Raw genomic sequence first — 22,332 nt, 5'->3', positions numbered from 1 at the left:
GGTGGACACGACTCTGTGGAGCGAGTTTGAAGCTGTGCTTCCGGGTATCCACACCACGGCTCGATACTGGTGTCGGCGGGTACGTGCGGGCCTGTCATCGCGTCCGCCGGCCCGCGAGAGGTCCGAAACCGGCGTTCCAACGATTCGGTATCACCGTTCGTACGACAAGCCAGGAGGACGAGATCGATGATGACCGGCCGGAACTACCGAAGCTCAGCTCTTTTCGTCAGCGCTCTGGCAGCGATGGGGTGGGCCGCTGTCTCGACGGCCGCTCCGGCGCTCGCCGCCAATACGATCGACATCAAAGGTGTGGGACCTGCGAACGTGGGGGTCGACTACACCTGTGATGCCAACTCCGGCGCATCCGCCGTCAAGGTCATGGTGGGTGATCCCAACGCCGACGCACCGTCCGCGATGGGTACGCAACCGCAGGTCACGTGCGACGGGCAAGCGCAGAGCACCGTCGTCGTGCTGACCGGGCCCGACGGGTCGCCCGCGCAATTGCAGCAGGGCCAGACGGTGCAGGTCCGGGTGGCGTTGGTGGATCCGCAGGACACCGTGGTCTCCGGAAAGGCGAATGTCTTCAAGCTGGGGTAGGGCCCGCTCCTGCGCGCCGGCGCCGGTGTGTGGCCGCGCCCCGAGCGATCCAGCCGGCCACGATCCCGAGGTAGACACCGGTGAGCCCCCAGTGCAGCACGGCGGCCGATATCCACACGGCGGGCAGGGTGACGCAGACGACCGAGAACACGGACGCGGACATCACCGCTTTCGTGTTCCCGGCCGCGCGTAGCTGAGCGGCGTAGACCATGCCGATCGACATGATCGGCGCCAGTACCGGCAACGACCACACCACCCCGCGAGCGGTCGCACTGACCGCGGCGTCGCCTGAGACGAGCCGGAACAACACGGGCGACAGCGCGGTGACCAGCAGCGCGACCGCACTCGAGGCGCCGACCATCAGCGCCGCGCCGGCTCGCACGACGGCGTGGCGCTCCCGATCGTCACCGGCGCCGAGGCACTGTCCCGCCAAAACCGCTGTCGCGACGCCGATTCCGAACACGAGCATCCACACCGTCGAGATCGCCAGGCTCATCACCCGGTGCGCGGCCAGGCTCACCGTCCCCGCTTCGGCCACCACCGCCGCGATGACTGCATCGCTCCCGTAGCCGACTACTCCGAGTACGACATCCGGCACGGCGAGCGCGGTCACCGCGTGCCATACCGTGCGATCTGCCCTGGCCCAGACGACCGCGAGCCCGGTGGCCCGGCGAACGCGCGGGAGCAGAGCGACTGTGCCGGCCGCGACGGCGAGAGTGGAACCGATCGCGGAACCCGTCGGTCCCCACCCCGCGGCGAAGATCAGGATCGCCGACACCATCACATTCAGCACGGCCACCGCCACCGCCACCTGGGCGCCGCTTCTCGTATCACCGATTCCGGCGAGCACACCGCGCACATGTGCGGTGACGGCCGTGAACGGCAACCCGCACAACAGAATCCACAACATGACCGTTGCTTCGCGGCGATCCAGGCCCGCCGGCGCGGTCACCGCCACGATCACCGGCGCGGACGCCGCCGCGACCATCGCGACCGCCACGCCGACCGCGGCTGCGCCGGACAAGCCGGTCGACGTCACGTTCCGGATCGCATCGGAGTCACCGGCGCCGTGCCGGCGGGCGACGAGTATCTGCGTCGCCGATCCCCACGGCACCACCACCGCGGTGCAGAAGATCCATATCGGCAGCACCGATGTGGCGACGCCGAGCGCTTCGATCGAATGGTGGCCCAGGAGCGCGGTATCGGTCACGCCCAGCACCAGCGTCGTCGCGGAAGTCAGCACGACGGGCCCCGCCAGTTCGGCTACCTGGCCGAGTCGCGCAACTCGCGCGTGCCGCCCCATGGAGAGACTCTAATAGGTTCTCGCGCAGAGCTTTGCGGTGGTACAGGCGAATCAGCCCGCGCCGGGCTACCCGAGTGGAATCCGGTGTAAGCATCGTGTCAGCGCGGCGTCAGTCCGGTGACAGCGGCGTGGAAGACAGTCTTCTCATGAACAGCGGAGCAGTTGCCACCTGCGGAGCGCGGAATGCCGTGTGGGACACGACCCTCGCCGGGCGTTTCGATGGGCCCCTCGGTGGCCGACTTCCGCAGTGGCTCGATCGCGGCCGGCGATATCTGCGAGGTGATCACGCCGTCGCCCAGTTGATCCGCTTCGCCCTGGTCGGTGGCGCCGCCAATATCGCCTACGCCGTGCTGTTCCTGCTCATGAGCGGGGTCGGCCCGCTGGTCGCGAATATCGCGGGCTCGCTGGTCAGTACGGCGATCGCGAACGAAATGCACCGCCGGCTCACCTTCCGGGCGACCGGACGCGTCGGCTGGTTCACCGCGCAGTGGGAAGGCGGCGGCCTCGCGCTCGTCGGCGTGATTATCAGCACCGCAGCGCTCGCCGGCCTCCGGTTCTGGGCCCCCGGCCTCGCCGACCTCGCCCAGGCGAGCGCCGTCCTCGCCGTCACCGGTGCGGTCGGCGGTATGCGGTTCCTGGCACTGCGTGGCTTCGTGTTCTGAAAGGCGGTATCATCGGCCGTGATGATGACTCATTTCGAAACAGGATTGGGGGTCTCGTTCGCGCCAGGTGAGTGCTGATGCACCCTGTGACCGTGAACGGGAACGATTCCCGAATTCCCCTGTGGCTGCGGATACGCGAGTTCGCCGTGCCGCCCTCCATGATCGAGACCGCGACCACCCGGCGCCGTGCCGGGGACTGGGCCGGAGCGTGTGCCGCGGCGGGGGTCGATGTCGATGTCGATCCGCGCGCACTGGCACATACCCACGGCAGCGAACTTGCCGCCCGAGTACTGGGCGATCTGCGGCATCTGGCGCCGGATCTACTGCGCTGGCATATGCCGAGGGTCGCTTCCGACGGCGTGTTACGGCCGGGCCTCACGACGACTCTGGCTCGATACGACACCGGAGAGCGCAGAAAGCGATGTCGTAGAGCCAGTTTCGTGCATCTCGTCGTCCGCACGCCGCCGGCCTGGGCGGACTCCGGACAACGTATGAGCCTGGCGCTGTGGGACGAATCCTGTCCGGACCGCGGGATCGGCTCGCATCCGCATCCCCGACCCAACCGCTGTTTCCGATTCGACCTGCACCGTCACCTCTGGGACGCGCGCCGCACCGACGAACTCGGAACACGGTGCGGCGCAGGGGAAACAGCCGAAGTAAGCCGCACGGAGAGTGCGGTCGCGAAGCACGCCCCGCCCGGGAGTGCTGTCGACCTGTGGGCGGCCGAGGCGGAGTTACTGCTGTGCGCCGACGGATATCGGCGCGGACCGGTGCTGGTGCGATTCGGCGCACGACATCGGGTGATCCTCGAGTACGAAGGGGATCCTCCCGCGCTGCGGGTCGCGCCGGGATACGCGCAGGGCGCGGTACCCACGCTTCCGATCCTGCCGTACGCGGCGACCTGGGTGCTTCCCGATCTGGCATTGCTGCGCGCCGGTGCGATCACGGCCGATCGCCTGCATCCGCTGGTCGCTTCGGCGATCGTGCCTGAGTTCTGCTCGGCCGCAACGCCGTTCGAGGCAGAACGGCACGATCATCCGCATCTGGTGCAGTGCCGGGGAGAGCAGCACCGCATCGCACTGGTGGACGGCGAGCTGACCGCGCTCGATCACAGCCCCGCCGAGATCCGCCGCGAAGAACTGCTCGTCGCACTGTCCGGGACACCGCTGCCCTGCCTGCAAGCGATCGATCTGGCGCACCGCCGGCCGGATTGCCTTGCCGGTGTCCGGGATCGGTTGCGTCACGGAGATATCGCCGGAGCGTTGGCCGTCGTCGAAAACCTGCTCGGAACCGCGGCGCTGTTGCGTCCGGGAGCGTTGCGAGACGAACTGGAGGCGGCCGCACAGCGGGAAAGCACGTACCGGCAATTCCGCACCGGGCTGTCCGATTCCTCTGAGGCCTTCCCGCCGGCGAAACGACGCACGCCCTCCCACCGCACACATCCCCGCCATGCGACGTCGCGCTGACCGCGCACCGCGCATGTGCCCGATTCTTCTGAAACCGAGGGTGATTCACGATGACCACACCTGTTCCGACCACGGCACGAGCCGCCGCCGCCCGGCTCGACGCCGCCGGAGAACTGCTGACTCTGCTCAACGAGGCGACCACCGAGCCGCGCTCCGATATCCAACTGGAGGCCCTGACCGTGGCCGTGGCCGCCGACCTTCCGGTGCTCCTGTGGGGCGAACCCGGAATCGGGAAGACCGCGGCCCTGACCCAACTCTCCGAAACCTTGGACCTTCCGCTGACCACCGTGATCGCGAGTGTGCACGAACCGTCCGATTTTTCGGGCCTGCCCGTCGTCGGAGAGGATCCCGCGGCACACGGTGTGCCGCTGGCTCCGCCGGATTGGGCGGTACGGCTCGTGCGCGCCGGTCGGGGTTTGCTGTTCCTGGACGAACTGTCGACCGCACCGCCCGCGGTGCAGGCGGCGCTGTTGCGGCTCGTCCTGGAACGCCGGATCGGTGCGTTGCGGCTGCCGGCCGGTGTCCGCGTCGTCGCTGCCGCCAACCCGCGCTCGTCGGCCGCGGACGGCTGGGAATTGAGCCCGCCGCTGGCCAACCGATTCGTCCACCTCACCTGGACTCACGACCCCGATGTCGTGGTGCGCGGCTTGGGCGGAGTCTGGCCCCGCGCGGATCTGCCCACGCTGGACCCCGAAAAGTTCCCGGAGGCAGTGGCCTTCGCTCGACGCGCGGTGTGCGGGCTGCTCGCTGCCCGGCCCGCGTTGGTGCATCGCATGCCCAGCGGTGAAGCACGACGGGGCGGCGCCTGGCCGTCGCCGCGCAGCTGGGATATGACCCTGCGACTGATCGCCTTCGCGACCGCGGCCGGCGTCGGCCGGGATGTGGTGTCCATGCTGGTCCGGGGCACCGTCGGTGACGGCCCCGGATTCGAACTACTGACCAGCATCGACCGGATGGAACTTCCCGACCCGGAGCAGTTACTCGCCTGTCCGGACACCGCTGACCTGCCGGAACGCGGTGATCTGCGCCAAGCCGTGCTCGACGCCGTGGTGGCGGCGGTCCGCCGGCAGCCGGAGAAGTCGCGCTGGGACGCGGCCTGGGCGCTGTTGGCGAAGGCCGTCGAGACCGGAGCGCCGGATCTGGTGGTCGTTCCCGCAACCACCCTTGCCACACTGCGCCGCGAGCAGTGGGAGGTCCCGGCATCGATCGAGCACCTCGCCGGAACGGTGTCGGTGTCCCGACAGGCGGACCGCGCCGCGGAACGCGTTGCCGCGCAGGCGAGACGATGACCGCGGGGGCCACGACGGTGGATTTCGAGAAGCTCGGCGCCGCCCGCCTGCTGGCCGCGCGGGCTCGCCCCTATCTGGCCACCGCCCTGTACGCGTTGCACATCGTCGAGTCGCCCGCGGTGCCGACGATGGGTGTGGACCGGTACTGGCGGTGCTACGTATCGCCGGTGTTCGTCGGCCGCACGGCCGTGGAGGAGCTGGCTTCGATTCTGGTACACGAGGTTTCGCATCTGCTGCGCGACCATCACGGGCGCAGTGACCGATTCGCTCGTGAGCACAATCTGACCGGTCCGGCGGAACGGCTGCGAATGAATATCGCAGCGGACGCCGAGATCAACGACGATGCCTTCGGTGACGGGTTGATCGAGCCGGAAGGCGCTGTCGTACCGGCAAGTCTGGGACTGCGCAGCGGTGAACTCATGGAGGACTATCTGCGTCAATTCCGCTTGGGACCACACACCCAGGACATGGCGTGGCTGGATTGCGGCAGCGGTGCCGACGGACTGGACCGCGCATGGGAGTACGGGCCGGACGGTGCGAACGGCCTCAGCGATCAGGAACGCGAGGCGGTCCGGTTCCGCGTGGCCCAGGGCATCGACGGTCATCCGGGTAACGCGCCCCGGGGGTGGCGGCGCTGGGCGGAGGAGGCGTTGCATCCACCGCAGCCGTGGCGGGACCTGCTGCGCGGCGCCATCCGCTCCGCGGTCTCCGCGTCCGGTGCCGGCGACGACTACACCTATGGCCGGCCGGCTCGGCGATCAACCGCAGTGCCCGGCGTGGTGCTACCGAGCCTGCGGCACACCCCGCCGCGGGTCAGCGTGGTGATCGACACCTCGGGGTCGGTGAGCGACGCGGAACTGGGTAGCGCCCTGGTGGAAACGCTGGCGATCTTCCGTGCCGTGGGCGGTCGCCGCGATCTCGTCCGGGTCCTGTCCTGCGACGCCGCGGCTCGGATCGCGCAACCCCTGTGCCGAGCGGACGGCATCGAGCTGGTCGGTGGCGGCGGCACGGATCTGCGCGCGGGTTTCGCCGAAGCGCTACGCGCGCAGGTCCGTCCGGACGTGATCGTTGTCCTGACCGACGGTCACACACCGTGGCCCGCGGCCCGGCCCGCGTGCCGGACGGTCGTGGGCTTGCTGGGACGACAGCGGTCGTGGAACGAGGCCGATCCGGATTACGTTCCGGCGCGGCCGCCCGACTGGGCACGGGTCGTTCGAATCGGGTGACAGCGGCATCGGCCGGTGTCGCCGTGGTCAACCGCGGTGGCAGCGACATACCGACGTCAGCCGGTTTCCATCGCCTCCCGCAGTGTGCGGAATTCGGCTGCCAGGGCGTCGAGGGTGTAGTGGGCGTTGAGGCCGCTCGGGTTGGGTAGCACCCAGATCGCGGTGGTGCCGAGGGTTTCGGGTTGGCGTCCGACGGTGGTTCGCGGCCGGCCGAATGCGGTGCGGTAGGCGCCCAGGCCGAGGACGGCCAGGACGCGTGGGCGGTAGTGCCGGACTCGCTCGGCAAGCGCGCGACCGCCCTCGCGCAGCTCCTCCGCTGTGAGTTCGTCGGCCTTCGCCGTCGTTCGTGCGGCGACATTGGTGATGCCCAGCCCCAGTGCGAGCAGTTCTTCCTGCTCGTCGGGGCGGAACAGGCGTGGTGTGAAGCCGGAGCGGAACAGCGCGGGCCAGAAGCGGTTTCCGGGGCGAGCGAAATGGTGGCCGGTCGCGCCCGACCACAGTCCCGGATTGATACCGCAGAACAGCACCCGCAGGCCGGGTGCCACCAGATCGGGAATGGTCCGGTCCTTCGCGGCGGCGAGGTCCGCCGGCGTGGGGCGGTACGCGGCGGAATGTGCCATCCGCCCAGTCTGCCGGAACGGGTGCGGCACCCGGACACGGTGGTCGCGGGCTCGCTCCACCGGCATGGCCGCCGCCGCGCTCCGGGAGATCGACACGTGGGTCGCGGACCGACTGCGGGAGAAAACGATCTGACCAGGCCGGAGCTGGGCGGCTGACCGTCCTCCGATGCGGTGCGGCCGCGAGCCGTCGCGATGCTCGCGGGTCGCTGGTGCGCCGGCGGAACCCATTGTGACGGTGACGTAGTGGTGACCGATCACCAGCGCGGACGGACTGTATTCGTTACCCTGGCTTGATGCGATCCCGGTTTCTGCGCAATGTCTCGGCCGTGTTCGTCGCTGTTGCGGCGGTGTTGCTGAGCGGCACTCCGGCCCTCGCCGGCCCACCGATGCGGGCGGCGGCGCTGTCGTCGCTCGACCCCGGTTTCCTGTGGGGCGTGTCGAGTTCCGGTTTCCAGTCCGAAGGACATGCGCCGGACAGCAACTGGACTCGCTATATCGCTCGCAATCCCGGCTACGAACCACTGCAGGATTCGGTCGACTTCGTCGATCGCTACGACTCCGACATCCGCCTGGCCGCCGATATGGGCATGCGCGTGTTCCGGGTCGGGATCGAATGGGCGCGGTTGCAGCCCACGCCCGGGAAGTGGGACGACAACGCGTTTCGCTTCTACGATTCGGTCGTCGACAGCATCGTGCGCGCCGGGATGCGGCCGATGATCACCCTCGACCACTGGGTGTATCCGGGCTGGGAGGCGGACCGGGGCGGCTGGCGCAATCCGGGCATGGTGGGGGACTGGCTGGCCAACATGCGCGCCGTCGTCGATCGCTACTCCTCGCGGAACCCGTTGTGGGTCACCGTGAACGAACCGGTCGCCTACATTCAGAACGAGGTGCGCGAGGGCGGCGCCGATGCCAACACGATGCTGACCGGGGTCGTCGACGTGCACAACGCCAGCTACGACTACATCCATCAGAAGCAGCCCGGAGCTCAGGTCACCGCCAACGTCGGATATGTCGCGGGTGCGGAGGATCAGGTCAACGGCGAGTTGGTCGACCGGATCGGCGCCCGGCTCGACTACGTGGGCGTCGACTACTACTTCGGATTCGACCCGGCGCAGTCGCTGTACAGCGCGATCGGACGGGCCACCGGTTCCGCGATGCCGCCCCTGCCCGGCCCGCGCATCTGGCAGATGCCGCTGCGCACCGAGGGTATCTACTATGCGCTGCAACACTATTCGCGACGTTTCCCGGGCAAGCCGCTGTATATCGTCGAGAACGGCATGCCCACCGAGAACGGCGTGCCCCGCGGCGACGGCTACACCCGCAGCGACCACCTCCGCGACACCGTCTACTGGCTGCAGCGCGCCAAGGCCGACGGTATGAACGTGATGGGCTACAACTACTGGAGCCTCACCGACAACTACGAATGGGGCAGCTACACACCCCGTTTCGGCCTCTACACCGTCGACGTCCGCACCGATCCGTCGCTCACTCGCCGTCCGACCGACGCCGTCGGCACCTACGCGCAGATCGTCGCCGCGGGCGGCGTCCCCGCCGACTACCGCCCCACCCGAGCCCCGGCCCTCTGCATCTTCGTCGACCCCCCGGCCAGCTGCCTCAGCCCGGTCGCGGGGCCGTAGCCATTCCGGAAGTCATCCGGGCCGCTCCACTGATGTCATCGATGCCGTGGTGTGACGGTGGCCCGCAGTGGTTAACTCCTCTGCGACAACACAAGTGGAGAGGAGCGGGCCGTGGCCGACGACGGCGGTGTGGTGGATCTCGGACAGGATCGGGCGCACAGTGCCCGCATATACGACTACTACCTCGGCGGACGTGACAACTACGAAGCCGACCGGGTAGCGGCGGCAGCGATCGAGCAGGCCATCCCGTCGGTGCGGGCGGTCGCGCGGGGTAACAGGGCGTTCATGGCGCGCGCGGTCCGGCACCTGAGTGCCGACCTCGGCGTTCGCCAGTTTCTCGACATCGGCACCGGAATCCCGACCGAGCCGAACCTGCACCAGGTCGCCCAGGAGGCCGCACCCGATGCGCGCGTGGTGTACGTCGACAACGACCCGATCGTGCTGGCCCACGCGCGGGCACTGCTGACCGGGACTCCGGAGGGGGTCACCCGATACGTCGAGGCGGATGTGCACGATCCGGGAAGGATTCTGTCCGCACCCGAAGTGGAAGCGACACTCGACTTTTCGAGGCCGGTGGCGCTGAGTCTGATAGCGCTGTGTCACTTCGTGCCGGGAGACGAGGTGTACGACATCATCGACACCCTGCTGGCACCGCTGGCCCCTGGATCGTTTCTGGTGATGACACACCTGAGCCCCGATTTCGCCCCGGACATGGTCGAGGGGACGGTCGCGGCCTATCGGCAGAGCGGGATCGAGATGGAAGCTCGGTCCTACGACGGGGTCGCGCGCTTCTTTCGCGACATGGATGTGATCGAGCCCGGCATCGTGGCGATCGACGACTGGCACGCCGGCGGGGTGGCTCCCGCACTGCCCGACGATGTGAGCACGCTCGACACCGGTGCGACCGCGCCTCCGGCCGCCGGATATGCCGCGGTCGGCCGCAAGCGGTAAAGATTTTTTCCGATGATGTCGATTCCAGGGGTGTCCCGTTCGAGGGGTAGGTGAGGGGCTGAGAGGCAGCCCACCCCTGGAAGGACACAAGCATGCGCACAGTGGTGGCTTTCGAGCACATGACGCTGGACGGTTACGCCTCCTCCGGCGAGAACCTGGGATTCGAGTTCACCTTCCGCGCCTACGACGACGAATTGCAGGCGTATGCCGAACACATTCAGGCCGACTTCGACACCGCGGTCTACGGCCGGGAGACCTATCTGGGGATGTTCGGATACTGGTCGCAGCATCCGAATGCCGAGAGTTCGCCGGCCGAACGCAGGCACGCCGAATGGGTCAACGCCGTGGACAAGATCGTCTGCTCCACCACGCTGGAGTCGGCCGAATGGAACAACACCCGGCTGATCAGCAGCGACCTCGCCGCGCAGATCGAGGCGCTGAAGCGTGAGGACGGCGGCGTGATCGCGATCTACGCCAGTCCCAAGCTGGTGCATTCGTTCATCGATATGGGTCTGGTCGACGAGTTCCGCATCGTCGTCCATCCGGTCACGCTCGGTTCCGGCACGCCGGTGTTTCACGACAAGGCGAAACTGGATCTCGACCTGCTGGAGTCGAAGGCTTTCGGTTCGGGCGCGGTGTATCTGCGCTACCAGGTGCGATGAGGAAGGATGCGGACATGCGCTATCTGATGCTGATCCGTCTCGATCCCACGGCCGCGCCGACGCAGGGGCCGGATCCCGCGATGGCCGAGAATATGGGCAAACTGCTCGAGGAGATGACCAAGGCCGGCGTCCTGCTCGACACGGCGGGACTGCGACCGGTCGAGGAGGGCGTGCGGGTTCGCCAGACCGGTGGCAAGCAGAGCGTGCTCGACGGCCCGTTCAGCGAGTCCAAGGAGGTCATCGGCGGATACTGCCTCGTGCAGACCCGCTCGCAGGACGAAGCCGTGGAGTGGGGTTCGCGCTTCCTGCGGTTGCACGGGCCGGAATGGGATATCGAACTGGAGATCCGTCAGCTCGACGACCAGGCTTGACGTTATGTCCTTACCCGAGGTGAGTGGCCGCCCGCACGATGGTGCCGACGGCCGCTCACCGGCGGCTCGGGCCGTCGAGGCGGCGTGGCGCATCGAATGGCCGAAACTCGTGGCCGGACTCACCCGGCTGGTCGGTGATATCGCCACCGCCGAGGAATTCGCCCAGGACGCACATCTGGCGGCCCTGGAACAGTGGCCGCGCGAGGGGGTTCCGCCGAACCCGGGCGGCTGGCTGATGCTCACCGCGAAACACCGCGCCATCGACCGGATCCGGCGTGACGCCACCTTCGCCCGCAAACTGCCGATGCTCGGACACGACCTGCTCACCGAACAGACCGGCGAGCAACCGAACGACATCGATGACGACCTGCTGCGCATGGTGTTCACCGCATGTCATCCCGCGTTGTCGCAGCCGGCTCGGGTGGCATTGACGCTGCGCATGGTCGGCGGCCTGACCACCGAGGAGATCGCCCGCGCGTATCTCGTGCCGGAAACGACGGTGGCACAACGGATCGTACGAGCCAAACGCACCATCGCCGAGAAGAAGCTGCCCTACGAGGTTCCGGCGGGTCCGCAGCTGGCCGACCGGCTGGAATCCGTGCTCGAGGTCATCTATCTGATCTTCAACGAGGGGTACGCCGCCACCTCCGGCGACAACTGGGTGCGCGCCGAACTGTGCGACGACGCATTGCGATTGGCGCGCATCCTCACCGGGCTGATGCCCCGGGAGCCGGAAGCATTCGGCCTCGCCGCACTCGTGGAATTGCAGGCCTCCCGGACCGGCGCGCGCAGCGACGCGACGAAACAGCTTGTGCTGCTGCCCGATCAGGACCGCAGCCGCTGGGATCAGCTCTCCATCCGCCGCGGTTTCGCCGCCCTCGGCCGGGCCCACAACCTGGCCGTGCGTCGTGGTGTTCCGCCCGGCCGCTACGCCCTGCAGGGCGCCATCGCCGCCGCGCACGCCATGGCCGCCACCTCCGAGGACACCGACTGGCGGCGCATCGCCGGCCTGTACGCCGTTCTCGCCGAACGCTTTCCGTCGCCTGTCGTCGAGGTGAACCGCGCCGTCGCGGTGGCCATGGTGCACGGTCCCGCCGCGGGTCTCGACCTCGTCGACGCGGTGGCCGCGACCGGCACACTCGACTCCTACCATCTGCTTCACGCCGTGCGCGCCCACTTCCTCTCGCAGCTGGACCGCCCGGCCGATGCCCGCGCCGCCTATTTGCGCGCCGCCGCACTCACCGCCAACGCCGCCGAACAGGCGTTGTTGCGCGACCGTGCCGCCCGCCTGAATTAGGTCGAGTGTCGCCGGGCGCCTTCGATTTCCGGCGGCGTCGCCACCGCGTCGATACGCGTTGTCAAGGTGGCGAGGTGAGTTCTCCGGAGGCATCCGAACGGTTGCCGCTCGGCCTGTGGGCCGGATGATGCCGGATTCTTTCGCCGGGCGCCCGCATACGTGTGCGCCCAGTCTCCTGGAGTACTTCCTCATGCCCCCTGTGGTTTTCGTGCTGGCTGTCGCGGTGTTCGCGCAGGGCACATCGGAGTTCATGGTGTCGGGACTGCTGCGGCGGATCGCCGACGATGTCGGCGTCTCGCTCGGCGCCGCCGGTTTGCTGACCTCGCTGTTCGCCGCCGGAATGGTGATGGGAGCGCCGGTGATGGCGATGACCGCGGGCCGGTTGCCGGTTCGATATTCGGTCACGGCGTTTCTCGGGGTCTTCTGCGCCGCTCACGTGATCGGCGCTACCACAACGGGTTTCGCGGCGCTGGTGGTCACACGGGGTGTCGCGGCGGTCGCCGAGGCCGGATTCCTCGCGGTCGTGCCGGCCGCACTGCCGCGGTTGGCCGGTCCTGCCATGGTCGGGCGCGCCCGGCCTCCGTGGTGGTCTCCGGCGTGACCGTGGCCTGTATCGCCGGTGTGCCCGCAGGCACGATGCTGGGTGAGGTCTGGAGCTGGCGTTCGGCGTTCTGGGCCGTCGCGGTGCTCAGCGCGGCGGTGCTCATGCCGGTGTGGACGATGCTCGGCCGGCGAACACAGGCCGAGGGTGGTGCGCCGAGCGGGACCGTCCCTCCGATGCGGCGCGAATGGTCCGTGCTGACGCAGCGCCCAGTTGTGCTCGCCGTCATCGCCGGAGCCCTGGTCAACGCCGCGACCTTCGCCGCATTCACCTATCTGGGCACCCTCGGGCCGGTCGCCGCCGGTTCGACCGTCGATCACACCGGTCGCCCGGCCACCGCGTTGTGGTGCGGTGCCGCCTTCACCGCTGCCGCGCTGGGTGTCGTCCTGCCGGAACGGAATCGGCGCGAGGCGAGCCGATCGAGCAGCGATATCGCCCATCGCTGCCCGTCGCGGCGTGGCGGGTGACGGAGCGGTTGCCGGGTCCCGAATTTGCCCACAACCTGTTCCAACTACCCGAACAGCGATAATGAGCGCGAAAGTGTTCGAAACCGAGATGGTGGGAGAGACGACTGTGAAGCTGATCGGTGTGATCGGTGGCGGAACCATGGGTGCGGGAATCGCCGAGGTATGCGCGAAGGCCGGGAGCGAGGTTCTCGTCCTGGAGACGACTCCGGACTTCGCCGAGGCGGCGCACAAGCGTATCGAATCGTCGATCTCGCGGGGAGTGACGAAGGGCAAGATCACCCAGGACGAGGCCGACGCCGTGCTCGCCCGGGTGCGGGTGACCCTCGACATCGAGGAGTTCGCCGATCGCGACCTGGTCATCGAGGCCGCTCCGGAGATCGAGTCGCTGAAGTACGAGATCTTCGGCAAGCTGGACAAGATCGTGAAGCCCGCCGGCATCCTCGCCACCAACACCTCCTCGATCCCGGTGATCAAGGTGGCCGGAGCCACGCAGCGTCCCGAGCAGGTCGTCGGCCTGCACTTCTTCAACCCGGTGCCGGTGATGCCGCTGGTGGAGGTGATCTCGACGCTGGTCACCTCGCCGGAGACGGCCGCCGCTGTCACCGACTACGCGAAGAACACCCTGCACAAGACCACCGTGCAGGCCGGTGACCGCTCCGGATTCATCGTCAACGCGCTGCTGATCCCGTACCTGTGCCAGGCGGTGCGGATGCTGGAGTCGGGCTACGCCAGCGCCGAGGACATCGACGCCGCGATGAAGGGCGGCTGCGGCTACCCGATGGGTCCGCTCACCCTCCTCGACACCGTCGGCCTCGACATCGCGCTCGCGGCCGCCGAATCGCTGTACGGCGAATTCGCCGAGCCGCACTACGCACCGCCGGCGCTGCTGCGCCGCATGGTCGACGCCGGCCGCCTGGGCCGCAAGACCGGTCGCGGGTTCTACGAGTACAACTAGCGGCGTTGGCCCGCGTTCTCGGTGATATCCGACCGGGAACGCGGGCTCGAGCCGAATCAGGTGTCGGGATCTTCGTTCTGGTCGCGGGCGGGTCCGGGCCCGGCCAGTTTGCCGGAGTGCTCCGGCGGCGTATCGACTGTGCGCTTGCCCTGGGTTTCCTGATCGTCCTGCTCGGCGTCGGCGCCTGCGTCGGTGTTCTCGGGGTGACTCATGCCGTGCGCGTACCCGTTCGGCGGCTGTCGAATCGCGAGCCCGCGCCGACGCCCCGGACTGGGCTCGACGGAACAAGACGGAACCGCCCGCGAGCAAGGTACGGGCCAGAAGTTATTACTCGTTCTTACCGGAGCTGCTCGCGGGCGCGAGATTGCCTTCTCGTCGTGCATGACGGAAGGTGAGATGTCGATGTGGCGCACTCGTCGGCCGACAGTCAATGTCACTGTCGTGGAACTCTTCTGAACTTTCGGACGCCGGATCTCGACGTGGGCGAATTCGCGCGAATCCGGCGACACTCGGCCGGTGGGAGTGATAAGTTATCTATCATTCTCTCAATAACGACACCGCGCCCCCGGGTGCGGAGGTCGCGGCAAAGCTGCCGAGTGATTCGGAGGTGTCACCTTGTCTCCGTTTGCGCGCTGGAAGTCCCTCGCGGCCGCCGGGCTGGTGGCGGCGACGTGTGGCCTGGCGCACTTCGGCGGTGGCGCCCCCGCGCACGCGTCGCCGAGTTGTCCCGGCCTGTATGTGCTGGCCGTGCCCGGCACGTGGGAAACCTCCGACGCCGATCCGCGCAAAGGGATGCTCGCGGCGAGTGTGGATGCGCTGCCGGGCGACGTCGGGGTCGGCTATATCGCATACACCGCGACCGCCTTTCCCTGGGAGGGTGAGGTCTACGGCCGCTCCAAGCGTGAAGCCGTCGACAAAGCCCGTGCCGCCGTCGCCGCGGTGGCAGGGTCGTGCACCGCGACCCGCATCGCGATCGTCGGCTACAGCCAAGGCGCCGACGCCGCGGGTGATCTCGCGACCGAGATCGGCACCGGCCACGGTGTGGTGGCGCCCGACCGAATCGCATTGGTGGGCTTGATCTCCGATCCTCGCCGCGCACCCACCGACACCCTGATCGGTCCGCCAGTCGTCGGGGCCGGCGCGGGCGGCCCGCGCCCTGGCGGATTCGGTCTGCTCGGTCCGCGGACCTACACGTTCTGTGCGTCCGGGGATCTGTACTGTGCGATGCCCGACGGCGATTTCGCCGGCCGTATCGCCGGATTCTTCGTGGAGATCTCGAATCCCGATCCCGCGATGTTCGACCGGTACTCCCGGGATGCGGGGGATCTTCTCGATTCGGCGCTGGCCGCGGGAGGTCTCGGCTTGCTGGCCGGCCAGCTCGACGCGAACGCCGTGGACGAGCGCAAGGCCCAGATCGCGGAGTTCGTGAATTCCGGTGTCCACCAGAGCTATCCGTTCTACGTCGTCGGGCCCGACGGTGAGACTGCGCTGTCCTGGCTGCGCCGGCAACTGGTGGATCTGATAGGCAGGTGAGGTGGGTATGCGGGAAACGGCCGATCGTGGTGCGGTGGCGATCGTCGGTGCGGACGGGCCGCTGGGAAGTGTGATCGATCGCGTCTGTGGGCAGCAGTCGGTGGCGGTGGTCGGCCGGGTCACTCGCAGAGGCTGGGTGATCGACGGGCCGCCCACGGTGGTCATCGACGTCGGCTCTGCCGAAAACCTGTGGGACAGTGCCGAATTCTGCCAGCGGTGGGGCAGCGCCCTGCTGTATTGCGCGGCGAACCCGGATCCCGGCGGATTCGCCCGGCTGCGTGAATTGAGCGCAACCGTACCGGTCGGACTCGCCACGACCCTGGCCCGACGCGATACCGGGCTCGAGTTGCTGGCCGCGCAATTGCTCGGTGTCGCCGGGGAACTCGCGTCGGCGGTCCCCGGCTGGTATCCGATGGCGGATCGGTTCTTCGCGGCGAACTAGTCGGCGGGTGCGACGCGTTCGGATTCCAGCTGCCGCCGCAATAATTTCCCGGTCGCGTTGCGCGGCAGTTCGTCGACGAAGACGACATCGCGCGGAACCTTGTGGCGGGCCAGATTCGCCTTGACGTAGTCGCGGATCTGCTCGGCGTCCACGTCGGCTCCGCCGGCGCGAACGACGAAGGCGCGCAGCCGCTTTCCGAAGTCGTGGTCGTCCACACCGACCACCGCGGCCTCCGCGACGTCGGCCCGGCTCACCAGCAGGTTCTCGACCTCGAGAGGGTAGACGTTCTCACCACCGGAGACGATCATGTCGTCGTCGCGGCCGTCGACGAACAGCCGGCCGTCGGCGTCGAAATGCCCGACGTCGCCGCTGCACAACAACCCGTCGACGATCTCCTTGTGCTGCCCGTCGGTATATCCGGAGAAGCTGAGGCCGCTGGAGACGAAAATCGTGCCCACCACACCGGGCGTGGTCACCGGATTGCGGTCGGAGTCGTAGATCGCGACCCGGCATCCGACCGGGGGCCGGCCGACCGTTCCCGGGGCCTCGCGCATATCCCGCGGTGTCGCCACCGCCGCCACCGCGACCTCGGTGGAGGCGTACAGGTTGTAGAGCACGTCGCCGAAGACGTCCGCGGTGCGGCGGCTCAGATCCGGTGAGATGGACGAACCGGCGGCGAAGATCACCTCGAGCGACGACGTGTCGTACTGCCGCAACACCGACTCGTCGAGATCGACGATGCGCTGCAACATCGTCGGCACCAGCACGAGGGTCGCGGCGCCGTATTCGGCCACCGCGGCGAGCGTGCGAACCGGATCGAACTTGCGCTGTCGGAAGACGATTCGATTACCCAGCGCCCAGCCCAGTGTGCACTGGGACAGCCCGGTCCCGTGAAAGATCGGCGCGGCCATCACCATCGTGGCATCGCGCGGCAGCGGTATCCGGTCGAGGAATTGGGCCGACTGCAGCGGGGAAACCTTGTCTCGCGGAGCGCCTTTCGGTGTTCCGGTGGTCCCGCTGGTGAGAATCACGAGTCCACCGGGGCGCGGTGGCGCCGGTACGGGGTCGGTGGAATGCGGCCCGGCCTGCGCATAGATGGTGGTGAGGGCGGAGGTCTCGTCGTCGTCCCAGGTGAGCAGCCGGGGGATGCCGGCCGGAACGGCGCGGGCGCGCTCGACGAATTCGCTGTCCAGGAGCAGAGCCTCGATCTTCTCGCGGGCGACGACCTCGGCGAGTTGCGGGCCCGCGGACCCGGTGTTCAGCAGCACCACCCGGGCGCCCAGCTTGCCCGCGGCCAGCAGGCTCAGAACCATGCCGCGGTGATCGCGGCACAGCACGGCGAGCACGGATCCCGGCCCGAAACCGCGCGCGGCGAGCCCGCGGGTGAGTGCGTTGGATTCTCGGTCGAGGTCGTCGAAGGTGAGGGTGCCCCGTTCGTCGACCAATGCCGGCGCCGTCGGATCGCGGCGCGCGGCGTGGGCGAGCACGGTGACGAAGGGGCCGTAGGTTCCGGCGTCGCGCGCGGTGCGCACGATATCGAGCGGATGCCACGGGTCGAACATGCCGCGCCGCCGCAACACCGACGCGGCGGCGAACGCGTCACCGACGGACCGGACCAGCTCGCTCGCAGAACTCGACAGCACCACACAGACCTCGATCCCAGCTCGGCCGGCGAACCCTTCTGTATCGTGTCGCCGAATAGACTAAGAATATACATTCACATATTGCGGGTTGCCCCGGTTTCGGGGGCATTGCCGTCGACCTTCGGATGGTGAGAAGATGAGACGTCTGATGTCTCAGTGATCCTCGGAGTGATACGTATGAATCGAGCCGCCCGAACCGCCGCCGCGGCCCCGACGCCGGATGCCGGACTCGCCCGCCGGCGGCAGTACATGGCCGGTCCCGCGGCATTGCTGGGCGGCCCGGCGAATGTCGTGATGCAACTCGGTTTGCCGCCGGTCGGCCGCGGAGTCGTCGAAAGTACCGTGGAGAGCGGCCAATACGCGCGGCATCCGCGCAAACGCGGGCGCACCACGCTGACCTATCTGGCGGTGGCCATGCTCGGGACCGAAGACGACCGTGCCGCCTACCGTGCCGCCGTGGACACCTCGCATCGGCAGGTGCGTTCGCGTCCCGGCAGCCCGGTCCGCTACAACGCCTTCGACCCGCAACTCCAGCTCTGGGTGGCCGCCTGCATCTATCGTGGCGTCGACGATTCGACCCGGTTCTTCTACGGAAGAATCGACGATAACTTGGCGGAGGAGTTCTATCGTGAGTCCGCACGCTTCGGCACCACCTTGCAGATGCCGGAACGGCTGTGGCCGCCGGACCGGGCGGCCTTCGAGGAGTACTGGAACGCCAAGCTGGGCGAGATCTCGTTCGACGACGAGGTTCGCCGCTATCTGCTGGATCAGGTCATCGGCCTGGGGCCGTACAGCCGTGTCGAGCGAATCGCCTTCGCGCGGGTCAATCGCTTCTTCACCACCGGCTTCCTTCCTCAGCGGTTCCGCGACGCGCTGGGGCTCGGATGGGGTCCGCGGCGGCAGCGCGCCTTCGAGATCGTGATGCGAACCATCGGAACGGTGCTGAAGCGCCTGCCCGAACACTGGCGCAGCTACCCGTTCGACGGGTACCTCGAGGATATGCGGCGGCGGCAGGCGCTCGGAAAATCGTTGGTGTAGAAGACGGTCAGGTCGGTCCGCCGTCCCCGCGAGAGGGATACCGTGGTTGTCATGCCTTTCCGCGTATACACGACAGCGAGTGGGCCGGACCGAGAACAGTCTTTCCCCGACCCGGAGGACAATTTCAAGTTCCTCGAGGGGGGAGTGCTGGCGGTCTACACGGCGGCGAAGTACACGTATTTCGCCCCCGGCTACTGGACGCACCTCGAAGAACACAAGCCCTGAACGTTCCCGGTCGGCGGACTCGGGTGCGTAGTCGAGGGCGGCCGGGCTGCTACCGCGCCGACAGCGCGGTGCGCAGTTTGGTGAGGAACCGGCTCAGGTGGGGGTCGGATTCGGGGATGGCGTCGTCATCGATGTCCCACCATCGCCCGCCGGCGAATTCTCGTGGGTCGGGTGCGAAGGGGCGTTCGCGGTCGCCGCGCATGACGTACCACAGCGAGACGTCGCGGTGTGGATGCGCTCCGACGGTCCGGGTGATGGTCAGAAACAGGGGGCGTTCGCCGACAACGGTGAACTCGGCCTGCGTTCCGAGTTCCTCGGCGGCCTCGCGTCGCGCTGTGTGCAAGGGGTTTTCGGCGGGGTCCACGTGACCGCCCATCGGCAGGTGCAGTCCGGACTTGCGATGCGCGCCGAGCAGTACCGCGCGGGCATCCGGATCGACGACCACCACATACGAAACGAGGTGCTGCGGCGGTGTGGCGGGAGGTTCCCGCCGGAAGATGTCGTCGGTGTCGTCCAGCCAGGACAGCGTCTGGTCGATGTGCTCCTGCTCCACGGGGTCCAGCGGCGTGATCGCCGCGACGATGTCCGCGACGACTGCGGTGGCCGGGTGCATATGCGGACGATAGCGGCGGGTACCGACAACCGGCCGGAGTCGATCGGGGCTAGTGCGGGCGGAGGAGCAGTTGTGCGATGAGCGCCTTGTGATCGGCGCCGGGCAGGCGGAACGCGTCGACGGTGTCCGCGCGGCCGTCGGCGACCAGGATGTGGTCGATGCCGACCAGTGGTGGCCAGCGCTTGTCGGTGGGATACGTGACGAGGTGGCCGGCGCCCTCCTGTTCGGCCGCGTCGTGGAACCGGCCCGAGAGCATCGCGCGGAATTGGGCATGGTCGAAGGTGGCGTTGAAATCGCCGCCGACGATCACCGGCCGATCCGCGGGCGAGCGGTCGAGAATGGTTCGCAGCCGGGACAATTCGTCGGCCCACAGGTGTGTTCCGGAGATCGGGGGCACCGGATGGAAGGCATAGACGGTGACCGGTCCGGCTCCCGGGACGGTCGCGGTCGCGGAGAGCTGGTTCAGGACGAATCCGTCGTATTCCACCGTGTCCGAGAGGGGATGGGCGCTCCAGATCCCGGTACCGGTGGCGGTCCGCCCGGGTGACAGATACCGATGCGGCAGCAACCGGTCCAGGCCCACACCCTCGAGTGCGCGCACCGCGGCCGGAGTCAGTTCCTCGACGGTGAGGATGTCGACCTTGCGTTCGCGCACCTGCTCGATCAGCGCCTGCGGATCGGCGCCGTCGAACAGCAGATTGGCCTGCATCACCGTCACCGGCGTGCCGTGATCGCCGGGAGAGTGGCCGACATACAGCGGAGCTTGCGTCCAGATCGCCACGCCCGCAACGGCAATGGCGACCGCGACCCCGGCCCACCGCTTCGCGGCAGCGAACAGCGCCACTCCGGCCAGTGCGGCACACATCAGATACGGCGCGCCCGACGCCGCCAGAACCAGCCACCGGGACTCGGTTCGATTGAAATGCAGAGCCACACCGGCGGCGCCCACCACGGTCGCGACCGCGGCAAGCGATTCGAGCGCGATCCGCCCCCACGCCGCCCTCACGCGCCCGACCTCCGCACCCCGGATCCGGCGATCGCCCGCCGCGCGGCCTCGATCGTCGTCGGCGCATGCCGCAGGCGGAACGCGGAGGGGTAAGGCCGTTCGGCCGTCGTCCGCGGAAGATCGTCGTGCTCGTCGCCGACTGTGGGCGTCCCGTGCGCGTACGGCTCGGGCGGGGGGAACGGCACGGCACTCCCATCGATCGATCGGCTCGCGGACGTGGTGAGTGTATTCATGCCTCGCGGACGGGTTTTCGGTCGTCGGCCGACGTAGCCGTGCCGTGCAGGACGTTGGCGACCAGGGTGGTGGCGAAGTGCTCGCCGAGAGGCAGGTTCGGCAGCAGCAGGCGGTGGTAGCAGGCGCCCCACAGCTGGTCCACGAGGATCTCCGGGTCGACATCGGCACGCAGTTGCCCGCGCTCCTGTGCGCGGCGCATGGCCTCCACGGCCAGCCGGCGGCGCGGTCCGGAATAGCGTTCCAGCAGGGCGGCGGACAGGTCCGGATCGGTTTGGGCCTGGCCGATGAGTTCGGCGATCACCCGCCCGGCGCGGGTGCGCGTGAGGACGTGGACGAACGAGCGGAGCTGCGCGGTCAGATCGGCCTCGATATCGCCGGTGTCGGGAAAGGTCAGGGCGGATTCGACGGCGTGGAAGTATCCGTCGAGTGCGAGCGCGCCCTTCGACGGCCACCACTTGTACAGCGTCGTCTTGCTGACGCCGGCCTTCTCCGCGACCGCCTCGATGGTGAACGCGCCCATCCCCGACTCGAGCAGCAGCGCGCCGGCGGCGTCGAGCGCCTCGGCGCGCACTTCGGCGGCCGGACGGCGGCCACGGCCTCGTCGCGGGCGTGCCACGTCGTCTTGTTCCGGCATCCGCACCCTCCTTTTCCGAACGTTCTCAGCGTGACATATGGACGCAGCGTCCACAATCTGTTTATATGGACGCGGAGTTCATAAGTTTCGAGGAGGCATCATGGCCGAACACACGCGCGTCGCACTGGTGACGGGAGCCTCGGGCGGCATCGGTCGCGCCGTCGCCCGGCGCCTCGCCGCCGACGGGATGGCCGTCGGCGTGCACTACGCCGGCAACAAGGCCGCGGCCGACGAACTCGTGACCGAACTCGAAGGGCGCGGCGGCCGAGCCCTCGCGGTGGGCGGCGACGTGGCCGACGAACACGCGATGGCCGCCGCGTTCGACGCCGTCGAGGCCGCCTTCGGCGGGATCGATGTGGTCGTCGACACGGCCGGGATCATGACGCTGGGGCCGGTCGCAGACTTCGATCTCGACGCCCTGGATCGCATGCACCGCATCAACATTCGCGGCACCTTCGTGGTCGCCCAGCAGGCCGCGCGGCGCGTGCGCGCGGGTGGCGCCGTCATCACCTTCTCCACCTCGGTGACCCGCCTGGCACCTCCCGGGTACGCCGCCTACGCCGCGAGCAAGGGGGCGGTCGAGGCGATGACCCTGATCCTGGCCCGCGAACTGCGAGGCCGCGACATCACCGTGAACGCGGTCGCCCCGGGCCCGACCGCCACGCCCCTGTTCCTCGACGGAAAGGATCAGGAGGCCGTCGACCGCCTCGCCGCGCAGTCTCCGCTGGAACGACTCGGCACGCCCGAGGACATCGCCGAAGCGGTCGCCTTCCTCGCGGGCCCCGGCCGCTGGATCAACGGCCAGGTCCTCTTCGCCAACGGCGCCATCGCCTGAGGCCCACCCAGCGGGAGGATTC

At 68.5% G+C, this 22,332-nt stretch carries 25 protein-coding genes; 18 read left to right on the top strand and 7 right to left on the bottom strand.

Going from position 1 to position 22,332, the window contains the following annotated elements:
• Positions 1 to 243: 243 nt before the first annotated feature.
• Positions 244 to 597, top strand: coding sequence for a hypothetical protein (locus tag NN2_RS10995; RefSeq protein ID WP_063012794.1), 354 nt, complete (start codon positions 244 to 246; stop codon positions 595 to 597).
• On the opposite strand, the gene NN2_RS10990 is transcribed toward NN2_RS10995, so the two are convergent.
• A complete protein-coding gene (locus tag NN2_RS10990) occupies positions 584 to 1,900 on the bottom strand; it encodes an MATE family efflux transporter (protein ID WP_082856896.1) in 1,317 nt (438 codons plus the stop codon). The two genes, NN2_RS10995 and NN2_RS10990, sit on opposite strands and share 14 nt — an antisense overlap.
• A 146-nt stretch (positions 1,901 to 2,046) precedes the next feature.
• Here NN2_RS10990 and NN2_RS10985 point away from each other — a divergent pair, with 146 nt between their 5' ends.
• The 4 genes from NN2_RS10985 (at position 2,047) to NN2_RS10970 (ending at position 6,543) form a co-directional block, all read left to right on the top strand.
• The gene (locus NN2_RS10985) at positions 2,047 to 2,562 is read left to right on the top strand and encodes a GtrA family protein (protein ID WP_063012790.1); all 516 of its coding nucleotides are present in this window, start codon (positions 2,047 to 2,049) and stop codon (positions 2,560 to 2,562) included.
• A 92-nt stretch (positions 2,563 to 2,654) separates the two neighbouring features.
• Entirely contained in the window at positions 2,655 to 4,028 is a 1,374-nt protein-coding gene (locus tag NN2_RS10980) for a hypothetical protein (protein ID WP_342751558.1), read from the top strand.
• A 50-nt stretch (positions 4,029 to 4,078) separates the two neighbouring features.
• Positions 4,079 to 5,317, top strand: coding sequence for an AAA family ATPase (locus NN2_RS10975; protein WP_063012789.1), 1,239 nt, complete (start codon positions 4,079 to 4,081; stop codon positions 5,315 to 5,317).
• Complete coding sequence (locus NN2_RS10970) at positions 5,314 to 6,543, top strand: vWA domain-containing protein (RefSeq protein WP_063012787.1); 1,230 nt, start codon at positions 5,314 to 5,316, stop codon at positions 6,541 to 6,543. The genes NN2_RS10975 and NN2_RS10970 overlap by 4 nt, the downstream gene beginning before the upstream one ends.
• 56 nt (positions 6,544 to 6,599) lie before the next feature.
• On the opposite strand, the gene mug is transcribed toward NN2_RS10970, so the two are convergent.
• On the bottom strand, positions 6,600 to 7,163 hold the full coding sequence (gene mug / locus NN2_RS10965; RefSeq protein WP_063012904.1) for a G/U mismatch-specific DNA glycosylase: 564 nt from the start codon (positions 7,161 to 7,163) through the stop codon (positions 6,600 to 6,602).
• 293 nt (positions 7,164 to 7,456) lie between these two features.
• Between mug and NN2_RS10960 the strand changes: the two genes are divergently transcribed.
• From NN2_RS10960 to NN2_RS10925, 8 genes are all read left to right on the top strand, one after another.
• A complete protein-coding gene (locus NN2_RS10960; RefSeq protein ID WP_063012785.1) occupies positions 7,457 to 8,803 on the top strand; it encodes a family 1 glycosylhydrolase in 1,347 nt (448 codons plus the stop codon).
• Between the two features lie 111 nt (positions 8,804 to 8,914).
• Positions 8,915 to 9,754: an SAM-dependent methyltransferase gene (locus NN2_RS10955; protein WP_063012783.1), complete on the top strand. Its 840-nt coding sequence runs from the start codon at positions 8,915 to 8,917 to the stop codon at positions 9,752 to 9,754.
• Between the two features lie 92 nt (positions 9,755 to 9,846).
• Complete coding sequence (locus NN2_RS10950; protein ID WP_063012781.1) at positions 9,847 to 10,416, top strand: dihydrofolate reductase family protein; 570 nt, start codon at positions 9,847 to 9,849, stop codon at positions 10,414 to 10,416.
• A 14-nt stretch (positions 10,417 to 10,430) separates the two neighbouring features.
• Positions 10,431 to 10,787 carry a YciI family protein gene (locus NN2_RS10945; RefSeq protein ID WP_063012902.1) on the top strand — a complete coding sequence of 119 codons (357 nt, stop codon included), beginning with the start codon at positions 10,431 to 10,433 and terminating at the stop codon, positions 10,785 to 10,787.
• Positions 10,788 to 10,791: 4 nt separating this feature from the next.
• Positions 10,792 to 12,084 (top strand): RNA polymerase sigma factor, encoded by a 1,293-nt coding sequence (locus NN2_RS10940; RefSeq protein WP_063012779.1) that lies wholly within the window; start codon positions 10,792 to 10,794, stop codon positions 12,082 to 12,084.
• Between the two features lie 190 nt (positions 12,085 to 12,274).
• Positions 12,275 to 12,685, top strand: a complete 411-nt coding sequence (locus NN2_RS37710) for an MFS transporter (RefSeq protein WP_169812396.1) — start codon at positions 12,275 to 12,277, stop codon at positions 12,683 to 12,685.
• Entirely contained in the window at positions 12,682 to 13,152 is a 471-nt protein-coding gene (locus NN2_RS37705) for an MFS transporter (protein WP_169812395.1), read from the top strand. The genes NN2_RS37710 and NN2_RS37705 overlap by 4 nt, the downstream gene beginning before the upstream one ends.
• A gap of 106 nt (positions 13,153 to 13,258) precedes the next feature.
• Positions 13,259 to 14,107: a 3-hydroxybutyryl-CoA dehydrogenase gene (locus tag NN2_RS10925; protein ID WP_030513758.1), complete on the top strand. Its 849-nt coding sequence runs from the start codon at positions 13,259 to 13,261 to the stop codon at positions 14,105 to 14,107.
• Positions 14,108 to 14,163: 56 nt separating this feature from the next.
• Here the strand turns inward: NN2_RS10925 and NN2_RS37080 are convergent, their stop codons facing one another.
• On the bottom strand, positions 14,164 to 14,319 hold the full coding sequence (locus NN2_RS37080) for a hypothetical protein (protein ID WP_156511303.1): 156 nt from the start codon (positions 14,317 to 14,319) through the stop codon (positions 14,164 to 14,166).
• 403 nt (positions 14,320 to 14,722) lie between these two features.
• On the opposite strand from NN2_RS37080, the gene NN2_RS10920 reads away from it, so the two are divergent.
• Positions 14,723 to 15,640, top strand: coding sequence for a cutinase family protein (locus NN2_RS10920; RefSeq protein WP_063012772.1), 918 nt, complete (start codon positions 14,723 to 14,725; stop codon positions 15,638 to 15,640).
• Between the two features lie 7 nt (positions 15,641 to 15,647).
• A complete protein-coding gene (locus NN2_RS10915) occupies positions 15,648 to 16,082 on the top strand; it encodes a hypothetical protein (protein WP_156511302.1) in 435 nt (144 codons plus the stop codon).
• On the opposite strand, the gene NN2_RS10910 is transcribed toward NN2_RS10915, so the two are convergent.
• Positions 16,079 to 17,728, bottom strand: a complete 1,650-nt coding sequence (locus NN2_RS10910) for an acyl-CoA synthetase (protein ID WP_439955850.1) — start codon at positions 17,726 to 17,728, stop codon at positions 16,079 to 16,081. The genes NN2_RS10915 and NN2_RS10910 overlap by 4 nt on opposite strands.
• Before the next feature lie 174 nt (positions 17,729 to 17,902).
• Here NN2_RS10910 and NN2_RS10905 point away from each other — a divergent pair, with 174 nt between their 5' ends.
• Entirely contained in the window at positions 17,903 to 18,763 is an 861-nt protein-coding gene (locus NN2_RS10905) for an oxygenase MpaB family protein (protein WP_082856907.1), read from the top strand.
• A gap of 51 nt (positions 18,764 to 18,814) precedes the next feature.
• Positions 18,815 to 18,988 (top strand): hypothetical protein, encoded by a 174-nt coding sequence (locus NN2_RS10900; protein WP_156055502.1) that lies wholly within the window; start codon positions 18,815 to 18,817, stop codon positions 18,986 to 18,988.
• A 49-nt stretch (positions 18,989 to 19,037) separates the two neighbouring features.
• Here NN2_RS10900 and NN2_RS10895 read toward each other — a convergent pair whose 3' ends face one another.
• From NN2_RS10895 to NN2_RS10880, 3 genes are all read right to left on the bottom strand, one after another.
• A complete protein-coding gene (locus tag NN2_RS10895; RefSeq protein WP_063012766.1) occupies positions 19,038 to 19,601 on the bottom strand; it encodes an NUDIX hydrolase in 564 nt (187 codons plus the stop codon).
• Positions 19,602 to 19,650: 49 nt separating this feature from the next.
• Positions 19,651 to 20,607 (bottom strand): endonuclease/exonuclease/phosphatase family protein, encoded by a 957-nt coding sequence (locus tag NN2_RS10890; protein ID WP_063910728.1) that lies wholly within the window; start codon positions 20,605 to 20,607, stop codon positions 19,651 to 19,653.
• A gap of 229 nt (positions 20,608 to 20,836) precedes the next feature.
• Positions 20,837 to 21,412, bottom strand: coding sequence for a TetR/AcrR family transcriptional regulator (locus tag NN2_RS10880; protein WP_245658658.1), 576 nt, complete (start codon positions 21,410 to 21,412; stop codon positions 20,837 to 20,839).
• 163 nt (positions 21,413 to 21,575) lie between these two features.
• On the opposite strand from NN2_RS10880, the gene NN2_RS10875 reads away from it, so the two are divergent.
• Positions 21,576 to 22,310 (top strand): SDR family oxidoreductase, encoded by a 735-nt coding sequence (locus tag NN2_RS10875; protein WP_063012760.1) that lies wholly within the window; start codon positions 21,576 to 21,578, stop codon positions 22,308 to 22,310.
• Positions 22,311 to 22,332 lie beyond the last annotated feature (22 nt).

The organism is Nocardia nova NBRC 15556 (assembly GCF_001613005.1).
Lineage (GTDB): Bacteria > Actinomycetota > Actinomycetes > Mycobacteriales > Mycobacteriaceae > Nocardia > Nocardia nova.
The sequence above is the reverse complement of the archived record's forward strand: the minus strand, read 5'-3'. Positions and strand labels throughout refer to the sequence as shown.

Bases quoted from the DNA above. Each gene is read 5' to 3' on its own strand.
- NN2_RS10975 (WP_063012789.1), top strand. From the start codon at position 4,079: ATGACCACACCTGTTCCGACCACGGCACGAGCCGCCGCCGCCCGGCTC.
- NN2_RS10900 (WP_156055502.1), top strand. From the start codon at position 18,815: ATGCCTTTCCGCGTATACACGACAGCGAGTGGGCCGGACCGAGAACAG.
- NN2_RS10960 (WP_063012785.1), top strand. From the start codon at position 7,457: ATGCGATCCCGGTTTCTGCGCAATGTCTCGGCCGTGTTCGTCGCTGTT.
- NN2_RS10875 (WP_063012760.1), top strand. From the start codon at position 21,576: ATGGCCGAACACACGCGCGTCGCACTGGTGACGGGAGCCTCGGGCGGC.
- NN2_RS10985 (WP_063012790.1), top strand. From the start codon at position 2,047: ATGAACAGCGGAGCAGTTGCCACCTGCGGAGCGCGGAATGCCGTGTGG.
- NN2_RS10990 (WP_082856896.1), bottom strand. From the start codon at position 1,900: ATGGGGCGGCACGCGCGAGTTGCGCGACTCGGCCAGGTAGCCGAACTG.
- NN2_RS10940 (WP_063012779.1), top strand. From the start codon at position 10,792: ATGTCCTTACCCGAGGTGAGTGGCCGCCCGCACGATGGTGCCGACGGC.
- NN2_RS37710 (WP_169812396.1), top strand. From the start codon at position 12,275: ATGCCCCCTGTGGTTTTCGTGCTGGCTGTCGCGGTGTTCGCGCAGGGC.
- NN2_RS10915 (WP_156511302.1), top strand. From the start codon at position 15,648: ATGCGGGAAACGGCCGATCGTGGTGCGGTGGCGATCGTCGGTGCGGAC.
- mug (WP_063012904.1), bottom strand. From the start codon at position 7,163: ATGGCACATTCCGCCGCGTACCGCCCCACGCCGGCGGACCTCGCCGCC.
- NN2_RS37080 (WP_156511303.1), bottom strand. From the start codon at position 14,319: ATGAGTCACCCCGAGAACACCGACGCAGGCGCCGACGCCGAGCAGGAC.
- NN2_RS10895 (WP_063012766.1), bottom strand. From the start codon at position 19,601: ATGCACCCGGCCACCGCAGTCGTCGCGGACATCGTCGCGGCGATCACG.
- NN2_RS10905 (WP_082856907.1), top strand. From the start codon at position 17,903: ATGAATCGAGCCGCCCGAACCGCCGCCGCGGCCCCGACGCCGGATGCC.
- NN2_RS10945 (WP_063012902.1), top strand. From the start codon at position 10,431: ATGCGCTATCTGATGCTGATCCGTCTCGATCCCACGGCCGCGCCGACG.
- NN2_RS10995 (WP_063012794.1), top strand. From the start codon at position 244: ATGGGGTGGGCCGCTGTCTCGACGGCCGCTCCGGCGCTCGCCGCCAAT.
- NN2_RS10970 (WP_063012787.1), top strand. From the start codon at position 5,314: ATGACCGCGGGGGCCACGACGGTGGATTTCGAGAAGCTCGGCGCCGCC.
- NN2_RS10950 (WP_063012781.1), top strand. From the start codon at position 9,847: ATGCGCACAGTGGTGGCTTTCGAGCACATGACGCTGGACGGTTACGCC.